9 protein-coding genes are annotated in these 9,574 nt (G+C 66.6%); 3 read left to right on the top strand and 6 right to left on the bottom strand.

Translation table 11 applies throughout. The features are described 5' to 3' along the window. Positions 1 to 293: 293 nt before the first annotated feature. Together msrQ and msrP are read right to left on the bottom strand one after the other, a co-directional pair. On the bottom strand, positions 294 to 914 hold the full coding sequence (gene msrQ, locus AC11WY_RS15905) for a protein-methionine-sulfoxide reductase heme-binding subunit MsrQ (RefSeq protein ID WP_482927270.1): 621 nt from the start codon (positions 912 to 914) through the stop codon (positions 294 to 296). Further along, entirely contained in the window at positions 914 to 1,849 is a 936-nt protein-coding gene (gene msrP, locus AC11WY_RS15900; protein ID WP_482927268.1) for a protein-methionine-sulfoxide reductase catalytic subunit MsrP, read from the bottom strand. The genes msrQ and msrP overlap by 1 nt, the downstream gene beginning before the upstream one ends. Before the next feature lie 291 nt (positions 1,850 to 2,140). Between msrP and AC11WY_RS15895 the strand changes: the two genes are divergently transcribed. Continuing rightward, positions 2,141 to 2,782, top strand: a complete 642-nt coding sequence (locus AC11WY_RS15895) for a hypothetical protein (protein ID WP_482927266.1) — start codon at positions 2,141 to 2,143, stop codon at positions 2,780 to 2,782. Between the two features lie 166 nt (positions 2,783 to 2,948). Here the strand turns inward: AC11WY_RS15895 and clpB are convergent, their stop codons facing one another. The 4 genes from clpB to AC11WY_RS15875 all read right to left on the bottom strand — a co-directional run bounded on the left by clpB (position 2,949) and on the right by AC11WY_RS15875 (position 7,901). Beyond that, on the bottom strand, positions 2,949 to 5,564 hold the full coding sequence (clpB, locus tag AC11WY_RS15890) for an ATP-dependent chaperone ClpB (RefSeq protein WP_482927264.1): 2,616 nt from the start codon (positions 5,562 to 5,564) through the stop codon (positions 2,949 to 2,951). 147 nt (positions 5,565 to 5,711) lie between these two features. Next, the gene (locus tag AC11WY_RS15885; protein ID WP_482927262.1) at positions 5,712 to 6,179 is read right to left on the bottom strand and encodes a nucleoside deaminase; all 468 of its coding nucleotides are present in this window, start codon (positions 6,177 to 6,179) and stop codon (positions 5,712 to 5,714) included. A 65-nt stretch (positions 6,180 to 6,244) separates the two neighbouring features. Beyond that, positions 6,245 to 7,051 (bottom strand): class I SAM-dependent methyltransferase, encoded by an 807-nt coding sequence (locus AC11WY_RS15880; protein ID WP_482927260.1) that lies wholly within the window; start codon positions 7,049 to 7,051, stop codon positions 6,245 to 6,247. Positions 7,052 to 7,133: 82 nt separating this feature from the next. Continuing rightward, positions 7,134 to 7,901 carry a hypothetical protein gene (locus tag AC11WY_RS15875; protein WP_482927258.1) on the bottom strand — a complete coding sequence of 256 codons (768 nt, stop codon included), beginning with the start codon at positions 7,899 to 7,901 and terminating at the stop codon, positions 7,134 to 7,136. 143 nt (positions 7,902 to 8,044) lie between these two features. Here AC11WY_RS15875 and pyrF point away from each other — a divergent pair, with 143 nt between their 5' ends. Both pyrF and AC11WY_RS15865 read left to right on the top strand, forming a co-directional pair. Beyond that, entirely contained in the window at positions 8,045 to 8,752 is a 708-nt protein-coding gene (pyrF, locus tag AC11WY_RS15870) for an orotidine-5'-phosphate decarboxylase (protein ID WP_482927256.1), read from the top strand. Positions 8,753 to 8,808: 56 nt separating this feature from the next. Beyond that, complete coding sequence (locus AC11WY_RS15865; RefSeq protein WP_482927254.1) at positions 8,809 to 9,525, top strand: hypothetical protein; 717 nt, start codon at positions 8,809 to 8,811, stop codon at positions 9,523 to 9,525. Positions 9,526 to 9,574: the final 49 nt, after the last annotated feature.

The following is a 9,574-nucleotide window of genomic DNA, read 5'->3' as shown; positions in this document are numbered from 1 at the left end:
CACTTCTACTCGCGGCGCGCCCGCCATCCTCATCTCCAAACACCGAAACCAACTTCCGCTTCCGCTTCCGTCCGCCCCGCTGCACCGTCGCTTCCGCTTCGGTGAGGCGGTGTTTAGGACCACCGAACGATGGCCGCAAGAAGAAAAATGCAGGAAGATGACATTTTCTTATCAGCGTCCAAATCTTGCTCAAGATGTTGGGGTCTGCGCAATTTGTGCAACAATTTCGGCCGGTCCGAGGACGCAAGATGACCCGCCCGACACGGGTGCGGGCGGGGGAACGACTTCCGCGTTCAGGCCGTCCGGGCACTGAGTCGCTGCCGCGCCCAGACCACCCGCATCGCCAGCAGAACGGCCACGATACCGAGGTACACCATCGGCTCGCGCGGCCATGACTTCACCACCAGCAGGTAGTGCACCGCCCCCAGCGCCGCGACGGCATAGGTCAGCTTGTGCAGCCGCCCCCAGGCCGCCGCCCCCAGTCGCCGGACCGAGAGGGTGTTTGACGTCACCGCCAGCGGGATCATCATCACGAAGGCCAGCATCCCGATGGTGATGAAAGGCCGCTTCAGGATCGCCTCGCCGATCTCGCCCCAGCGCAGCTGCAGGTCGAGCAAGAGCCAGACGAGGACATGCAGCACGACATAGAAGAAGGCGACCAGACCGATCTGGCGACGGAACTTGATCAGGCTCACCTTGGTGAACTTGCGCAGGGGCGTGATGCACAGCCCCGCCACGATGAACTTCAGCGCCCAGAGGCCGACCTGATGTTCCAGTTCCTTCACCGGATCGACACCCAGGCCGCCGGTGAAGATTTCAAATATCATCCAGGCCAGTGGCAAGAGCCCCAGCGGATAAAGCGGCCAGGCCGGAACCCGACGCAGCCGCCCGTTGATGTCCTGCGCGATCGTCATCAGAAGTTCTTCTTCAGGTCCATGCCGGTGTAGAGGCTGGCCACCTCGTCCCCGTAGCCGTTGAACATCAACGTGTCGATGCGGGGCGCGAACAACCCGCCGCCGATCCGCCGCTCGCTGGCCTGGCTCCAGCGCGGATGGTCCACATGTGGGTTCACGTTGGAATAAAAGCCGTATTCGTTCGGCGCTTCCAAGTTCCACGAGGTTGGCGGCTCGTCGGCCACGGCGGTGATCTTGACGATCGACTTGATCGACTTGAAGCCATATTTCCACGGCACCACCAGCCGGATCGGCGCGCCGTCCTGCGTCGGCATCGCCTCGCCGTAGATGCCGGTCGCCAGGATGGTCAGCGGGTGCATCGCCTCGTCCAGCCGCAGCCCCTCGACATAGGGCCAGGCCAGCACGTTGGTCGCGCGTTGTCCCGGCATCTCTTCCGGGCGCATCACCGTTTCAAAGGCGATATACTTGGCCGAGGGTTGCACGCCCGCCCGATCCAGCAGCGCCTTCAGCGGGAAACCGTCCCAGGGGATGACCATCGACCAGCCCTCGACGCAGCGGTGGCGATAGACCCGCTCTTCCAGCGTCACGCCCTTCAGGATGTCGCCCAGCGCGTAGCTGCCCGGATTGTCGACCATGCCGCCGATCTGGATCGCCCAGGGGTCCACCGTCAGCTTGCCCGCGAACCGCGCGGGGTCGGTCTTGTCCAGCCCGAACTCGTAGAAGTTGTTGTAATGGGTGATATCGTCGAGCGAGTTGGGCTTGGTATCCGTCGAATAGGGGCTGGGCACCGTGGTCAGCTTGGCCTCGGCCCGCCTGCCGATCGCCCCTGCGGCCAGCAGCGCCCCGGCCCCCGCCATGATCTGGCGGCGGTTCATGTAGGCGGCTTTCGGCGTGATCTCGGACCCTTTGAGGCCCGGTCGGAATGACGTGGTCATCGGTATCTCCTTCCTGTTCGGCATTGCGCACATCAGAGATACGTCAGGATCGGCGGAAAGTTGCCTCACGACCGTGAATCTGGCGTGAACGTGACCTGTGTTTCAAAGGGCGGAAGGTCGCAGACCGGCGCGGCGCAATCCGGTCGGCGGATGCAAGCTTCAAACCACCAACGGGAAAACCGGGTCCGCGCCCGCCACTGTCCGGCCCACGCTGTCAATGACCAAGATCATTGTGCGCCCTCGCAGCCAATGGTGGAAAGAAGTTGTATTCTCTCAACCAAGGAGCTTTCGATGACCCAGATCGAGATCACGCTGGAAGGCGGTGGTACCTATCAGTCGCGGATTACGACGCGCATTGTCGATCACACGCCCGTCACCCTCGCGATTGCCTCGGGCCGGGATCTTTCCAGTGGTGTCTTCACCCAGCAGATGACACTCGCCACCGACAACGAGACTGCCCTGCACAAGACCATCCGGGTCGGAAAGGACGGCCGCAGCGAAGCTGTGGTGCAGTTCGGTCCGGGGCTCGGCGGCAGTCGCATGGTCCTGAACTGCGCCGTCGATCTTGCCAAAGGAACCGTTGATGTCAGCGGCAGTCTCGATGGCAAGGCGCTGGCCCCGTTCATCGAGCATTTCACCGCTGACGCTCAGGGTGTCCATCTGCGAGCCGACCGCGTCCCGATTCGGCTGGCGGATGGCAGTGCGCCGCCCCCGCCAAAAACCGATGCCAGACTCGTTGCCACGATGGCAGCGTTCGCCAAGTTGGTCGACAGGCCGGTGGTCGTGCCGCACAGGGACAGCACAGGCTGTGTCGCGGCCTGCACCCTTGCGGCCGAGGCTTGTGCACTCGCTTGCGCCGCATCCGGAGTCGGCATTCCGCTCTGCGGAGCGTGCATCATCGCGCAATCCGCCTGCATCAGTCATTGCGCCTGAGGCAACCGCGAAGAAACCATCCCCGGCAACCGAACGGTTGCCGGATTTCCTTCGTTCTATCGGCCGCGAACGGTCAAGCGTCTTGCATGAGCGGACGACGGCACCCCGACGCCCGACTGATGCCCCCGAAACGCAAACGGGCGGGGTTTCCCCCGCCCGGTCCGCCTCAATGGTAGGTCGCGTGCTGTGGCGCGTGTCGGCGCGAGGCCGAGACCCGCGCGCCGACGATCAGCCCGTCGGCCCCGGCGCTGACGTTCACCGTGTCGCCGTCCATCACGTCGCCCGCCAGGATCATCTCGGCCAGCTGGTCCTGCAGGTGATGCTGGATCACCCGCTTCAGCGGCCGCGCCCCGAACACCGGGTCGTAGCCCTCGTCGGCCAGCCAGGTCCGCGCCGCCTGATCCAGATCGAGCGTGATCTTCCGCGCTGCCAGCCGTTTCTCCAGCCGCTTCATCTGGATCGTCACGATCCCGTCCATGTCGGCCCGCGTCAGCCGGTCGAAGATGATCGTCTCGTCCAGCCGGTTCAGGAACTCGGGGCGGAAGTGCTGGCGCACCGCTTCCATCACCTCGGCCCGTGCCGGGGCAGGGTCGGCCCCGTCCGGCAACTGGCTCAGCGCATAGGCGCCCAGGTTCGAGGTCAGCACGATCAGCGTCTGCTTGAAGTCGACGGTGCGGCCCTGCCCGTCGGTCAGGATGCCGTCATCCAGCACCTGCAGCAGCACGTTGAACACGTCCGGGTGCGCCTTCTCGACCTCGTCGAACAGCACGACCTGATAGGGGCGGCGGCGGACAGCCTCGGTCAGCACCCCGCCCTCGTCATAGCCGACATAGCCGGGCGGCGCGCCGATCAGGCGGCTGACGGAATGCTTCTCCATGAACTCGCTCATGTCGATCCGCACCATCGCGCTCTCGTCGTCGAACAGGTAGGCCGCCACCGCCTTGGTCAGTTCGGTCTTGCCGACGCCGGTCGGCCCGAGGAACAGGAATGACCCCAGCGGCCGGTTCTCGTCGTTCAGCCCCGCCCGCGCACGGCGCACCGAGTTGGAGATCGCCACCACCGCCTGACGCTGCCCGATGACGCGCTTGCCAAGCTCCTCCTCCATCTTCAGCAGCTTCTCGCGGTCGCCCTCCAGCATCTTCGAGGTGGGAATGCCGGTCCAGCGTTCCACCACTTGCGCAATCTGCTCGGGCCGCACCGCTTCCTCGACCATCATGTCGCCCTCGCGGCTTTCGGCCTCGGTCAGCTTCTTTTCCAGTTGCGGAATGATGCCATAGGAAAGCTCCCCGGCGCGCGCCAGATTGCCGTCGCGTTTCACCTGCTCCAGTTCGGCCCGCGCCTTGTCGAGCTGTTCCTTCAGCCCCCGCGCCGCGTCCAGCTTGTCGCGCTCGGCCTGCCACGTCGCCGTCATGCTGGCCGACTGCTCCTGCAACGTCGACAGCTCTTTCAGCAGCTTCTCCAGCCGGTCCTTGCTCGCGGCGTCGTCTTCCTTCTTCAGCGCCTCCGCCTCGATCTGCTTCTGCAGGATCTCGCGGTCAAGCGCGTCCAGTTCCTCGGGCTTGCTGTCCACTTCCATCCGCAACCGGCTGGCCGCCTCGTCCATCAGGTCGATGGCCTTGTCGGGCAGAAAGCGGTCGGTGATGTAGCGATGGCTCAGCGTCGCCGCCGCCACCAGGGCGCTGTCCGAAATCCGCACCCCGTGGTGCAGTTCGTACTTTTCCTTGATGCCGCGCAGGATCGAGATCGTGTCCTCGACCGTCGGTTCCTCCACCACGATCGGCTGGAACCGGCGGGCCAGGGCCGCGTCCTTTTCCACATGCTTGCGGTATTCGTCCAGCGTCGTCGCGCCCACGCAGTGCAACTCGCCCCGCGCCAGCGCCGGTTTCAAGAGGTTCGAGGCATCCATCGCCCCCTCCGCCTTGCCCGCACCGACCAGCGTGTGCATCTCGTCGATGAACAGGATGATCTCGCCCGCCGCCGCCGTCACTTCGGAAAGGATCGACTTCAGCCGCTCCTCGAACTCGCCGCGATACTTCGCGCCCGCGATCAGCGAGCCCATGTCCAGCGCCATCAGCTTCTTGTTGCGCAAGCTTTCCGGCACGTCGCCGTTCACGATGCGCAGCGCCAGCCCTTCGGCGATGGCCGTCTTGCCGACGCCGGGCTCGCCGATCAGCACCGGGTTGTTCTTCGTCCGCCGCGAAAGCACCTGCATGGTGCGCCGGATCTCGTCATCGCGCCCGATGATCGGGTCGATCTTGCCCTCGGCCGCCGCCGCCGTCAGGTCGCGCGCGTATTTCTTCAGGGCGTCATAACCTTGCTCGGCGCTGGCGCTGTCGGCCGTGCGCCCCTTGCGGATGTCGTTGATCGCGGCGTTGAGGTTCTGCGCATTCACCGCGCCCGCGTCCAGCGCCTCCTTGGCCTTCGACTTGACCATGCACAGTGCCATCAGGATGCGTTCCACCGGCACGAAACTGTCGCCCGCCTTGGTGGCGAGTTTCTCCGCCTCGTCGAGCACGCGGACCAGCAGCGGGTCCATGTAGACCTGCCCGGCATCGCCGGTCACTTTCGGCACCTTGCCCAGCGCGACATTGACCGCCTCGGCCACGCGCAACGGCTCGCCGCCCGCGCGTTTGATGAGGTTGGAGGCCAACCCCTGATCGTCATCCATCAGCGCCTTCAGAAGGTGCTCGGGGCCGATCCGCTGATGGCTTTCCCGCACCGCGATGGTCTGGGCGGCTTGAATGAAACCGCGCGACCGTTCGGTGAATTTCTCCAGATTCATCGGTCAGTTCTCCTTTGCTGGCACCTGTCCCTCAGGGCGCCCGTCTTGGCGGCGCACCCCTTTCGCAGGCCTCGTTCGGCATGTGGGAAGGCCCGGCAGGGGGCGCAAGATCGGGCGGTGCGAAAATATCACACCGGGGTGGCGCGCCTACCAGAACCCGAGGTGATCGGCGACGATCTCGGCCTCCAGATCCGGGAACGGCCCGCGCACGACAACCCTCCGGCGCCCGGCGGCAAACACCTGATGGCAGCTCAGGTCCAGCGTCAGATTCTCGGGGTTGTCGCCGGTCAGTTCGGCCAGCCGCTTTTCGCTCAGCCCATAAACCACCGCGCCGATCCCGGCCCAGTAGGCCGCGCCCGCGCACATGCAGCAGGGCTCGACCGAGGTCACCAGCGTGCAGCGTTCGAGGAACTCCGGCCTGTAGGCCCGCGCGGCCTCGCGCGCCACGTTGGTCTCGGCGTGCCCCACGCCGCGATCCGCCGCATAGGTGTTGCCCGAGGTCAGCAGCACCTCGCCCCCCGGCCCCACCAGCAGGGCGCCGAACGGATGGTTGCCTGCGGCCCGTGACGTACGCGCGATCGCGATCGTCTGGCGCAGGTAATCCTCGTCGCGCATTCCCGCCCCCCGTCAGCCGCACCGACCAAGCCGACATTTCCAGCGTTTCGGAACCCGGCTTCGCCCTACGCCCCGGTCTTGCGGCACTCGAACATGTGGGTCAGCAGCGCCATCTCCATGCCGGGCGCGAACCTTGCCTTCAGATCGGCCGCCAGATCGGCGATCACCACCTCGGGGTCGATGCCGCGCGACCGGATCTCGTCGATCATCGGGTTGCCCATGATCAGCCCGCGCGCGAACCCCGCCGGGTTGGCGATGTGCTTCATTCTGGGCAACGCCGTGTGGGTCACGTCCTCCCACCCCGCCGCCGCCAGATCGGCGCGCACCTTCGCCACATCGGCGTAGGAGAAGGGCACCCCCATGAACACCGGCGCCTCGCCGCCGAAATGCCGCCGCACGACCTCGCTCGCCACCTGTCCATACAGGTTCTGCTCGCGTGTGCCCCAGGTGCTGAACAGGTAGTGCCCGGCCGGCCGCAGCACCCGCGCCGCCTCGCGGAACGAGGCGGTCTTGTCGGGAAAGAACATCACGCCGAACTGGCACACGATCATGTCGAACGCGCCGTCATCAAAGGGCAGCGCCATCGCGTTCGCGGTCATCACCTCCACCTCGCCCGGCGCGAACTTGGTTTTCGCCACCTCCAGCATCGGCGGGTTGAGGTCGGTCACCACCAGCCGCGCCCCCGGCAGCGCATCGCGCAGGCGGCGGCTGACGATGCCGGTGCCCGCCGCCATCTCCAGCACGTCGGTGGGGGCCAGGGCCGCAGCACGGGCCGCCATGTCGCCCGCATAGTCCACGAAGATGTTGGGGCCGAGGCCAGTGTCGTAATGCAGCGGGATGCTGCCCACGAAGGTGCTGAATGTCTCGGCCATCCGATTCTCCCACTGCGGCACGATGCCGCATTTGACAAGCTTACACCCGGCCGGGCTGCGGGAACGCGGAATCGTGGCCGCCTTACCCCTTCGGCTTCAAAAGCTTCGCGGGCCGCGCCGCCTCGGCGGCCTTGAACAGGCCGAAGGTCTGGTTGACATAGCCCACCGCGCCCGAGATCAGTTCCATGTAGGCGGTCAGTTCCGGCGTCTTTTCGGCCTCGATCACCTGCACCGGGCGGTCGGGCCCGAACCCCTCGAACTGCACGTAGAACAGCGGATCGCCCCGCTTCAGGATGATGTCCTTGTCGGTCTCGTGCCACTCGAAGGCCCACATCAGCGGCCGCGGCCACAGGCTCACCGGGAACCGTCCGCCAAAGATCGTGCCCGGCAGCGGCTGCCGCCGGTAATGCGCGAAGGCGTCGAGCTGGGTGATCCACACCGGCTCGTCAGCGATGAACACGTAGGGCAGTTGCAACTGCACCGTCGGGCGGTCGGCGTAGCGCCATTCCGCCTCGCCCACCAGCGTCAGCACCTCGTTCAGTTTGGCTGACCGCACCGCGCTGGCCGCCCCGGCCCGGTTGACCAGCACCGCCTTACCCTTGGCATCGCGTTCGAACCCGATGTGCAGGTCGAACGGGCACTTGATCATGAAATACCGGCTTTCGAGCTGGATCACCGCCGGACAGCGCGCCGCCGATTTGGCATGGGTCCGGTTGGTCTGGCGGAAACTCACCCGTTCGGGCGCGTCGTAAAGGATGCCCGCCTTGTCGGTGGTCCTGAGCCAGCCCACCATGATCGGGCCGGAACGCGGGCCCTCTTCCTCGCGGTCGTAGGTGATCGTGATCTGCATCGCTGCCCCCGTTCGCCCGTATCCCCGGGCGTTCGGCCGCATCGTCCGCCGCGGCCGCGTCCAAGTCAACTGCGCCGCTTGCCCCGCCGCGCCCCGGCCGGTAAGAGCGGAAAACTTCAGGAGCCCCCGCCTTGAACCCAGCCATGACGCCAACCGATGACCGCCTCATCGTCGCCCTCGACGTGCCCAACATCCTCGACGGGCTCGACCTCGCCGCCCGCCTGGGCGATGCCGTCAGCTTCTACAAGATCGGCCTCGGGATGCTGACCGGCGGCGGCCTCGCGCTGGCCAACGAGCTGAAGCAGGACCACGGCAAGCGCATCTTCCTGGACCTGAAGCTTTTCGACATCGGGGCCACGATCGAGGCGGCGGTGCGCGGGCTTGCGCAATTCGACCTCGACTTCCTCACCGTCCACGGCGATCCGCAGGTGGTGCGCGCGGCCCGCGAGGGCGCGGGCGGGTCGGGCCTGAACATCCTTGCCGTCACCGTGCTGACCTCGCTTGACCGCGCCGACCTCGACGCCAACCTGATCCGCCCCGGCGACATCGCCGAGATTGTGCTGGAACGCGCCGCCCGCGCCTTTGCGGCCGGTGCCCACGGCGTGATCGCCAGCCCGCAAGAGGCCGCCGCGATCCGCGCCCTGCCCGGCGCCAAAGGCCGCCTGATCGTCACCCCCGGCGTGCGCCCGGCGGGCGCCGCGCGCGGCGACCAGAAGCGCGTCGCCACCCCCGCGCAGGCCATCGCCGACGGCGCCGACCACATCGTCGTCGGCCGCCCGATCTGGCAGGCCCAAGACCCCCGCGCCGCCGCATTGGCCGTGCGCGCGGAACTGCCGCCGCTCCGCGCCTGATCCGTCGCACAACCGCTAAAGTTGTGCTACCCTTCCCGAAGCGGGAGGGATGTGCCATGCCGAACGGAAAATCGCAGGAAGCCGCCAACGATCTCGTGCTGTCGTTCAAGGCGGTGCGGCAGGCGCTTGGCTGGATCGGGGCGCTTTTGCCGGTGGCGCTGATCCTTGGCGGCGCGGGCTTCGATCACCGCATCGCCCCCTCGATCTCCGACACCTATTACACCGCGATGAAGGACGTCTTCGTCGGCGCCATGTGCGCGACCGGCGTGTTCCTGGTCAGCTACCGGGGTTACGACCGCGCACCGGGCGAGTTGCTGTCCGACACCTGGATCAGCCGCATCGCGGGCGCCGCCGCCATCGGCGTGGCGCTGATGCCGACGACGCCCGCCCCGCCCGAAACCCTTGCGCAACTGACCCTGGTGCAGCGCCTGATCGGCCCCGGCGCGACTTCGGCGCTGCATTTCACCTGCGCCGCCCTGTTCTTCGCGATGCTCGCCACCTTCTGCCTCGTGCTTTTTACCCGCACCGGCCCGACCCGCGCCACCACCCGCGCCAAGCTGAACCGCAACCGCGTCTACCGCACCTGCGGCTGGGTTCTTGTCGGCGTGATCCTCGCCGTGGTGGCAATGAAGCTGATCGAGATCGCCGCCCCGGCCACACAGGACGTGTTCCAGGGCTGGAGCGCGCTGTTCCTGCTCGAGGCGATCGGCGTCTGGGCCTTCGGCCTCTCGTGGCTCGTCAAGGGCGAAACCATCGGTTTCCTGAACGACTGAGGCAGCCGCGCAGGATCACCAGCACCTCGGCCCGGTGGATCAGCGCCAC

It is taken from the genome of Solirhodobacter sp. (assembly GCF_964715405.1).
The sequence above is the reverse complement of the archived record's forward strand: the minus strand, read 5'-3'. Positions and strand labels throughout refer to the sequence as shown.

What these genes read in the sequence shown, in the direction of transcription:
- msrQ (WP_482927270.1), bottom strand. Translation starts at nt 914, where the DNA reads ATGACGATCGCGCAGGACATCAACGGGCGGCTGCGTCGGGTTCCGGCC.
- msrP (WP_482927268.1), bottom strand. Translation starts at nt 1,849, where the DNA reads ATGACCACGTCATTCCGACCGGGCCTCAAAGGGTCCGAGATCACGCCG.
- AC11WY_RS15895 (WP_482927266.1), top strand. Translation starts at nt 2,141, where the DNA reads ATGACCCAGATCGAGATCACGCTGGAAGGCGGTGGTACCTATCAGTCG.
- clpB (WP_482927264.1), bottom strand. Translation starts at nt 5,564, where the DNA reads ATGAATCTGGAGAAATTCACCGAACGGTCGCGCGGTTTCATTCAAGCC.
- AC11WY_RS15885 (WP_482927262.1), bottom strand. Translation starts at nt 6,179, where the DNA reads ATGCGCGACGAGGATTACCTGCGCCAGACGATCGCGATCGCGCGTACG.
- AC11WY_RS15880 (WP_482927260.1), bottom strand. Translation starts at nt 7,051, where the DNA reads ATGGCCGAGACATTCAGCACCTTCGTGGGCAGCATCCCGCTGCATTAC.
- AC11WY_RS15875 (WP_482927258.1), bottom strand. Translation starts at nt 7,901, where the DNA reads ATGCAGATCACGATCACCTACGACCGCGAGGAAGAGGGCCCGCGTTCC.
- pyrF (WP_482927256.1), top strand. Translation starts at nt 8,045, where the DNA reads ATGACGCCAACCGATGACCGCCTCATCGTCGCCCTCGACGTGCCCAAC.
- AC11WY_RS15865 (WP_482927254.1), top strand. Translation starts at nt 8,809, where the DNA reads ATGCCGAACGGAAAATCGCAGGAAGCCGCCAACGATCTCGTGCTGTCG.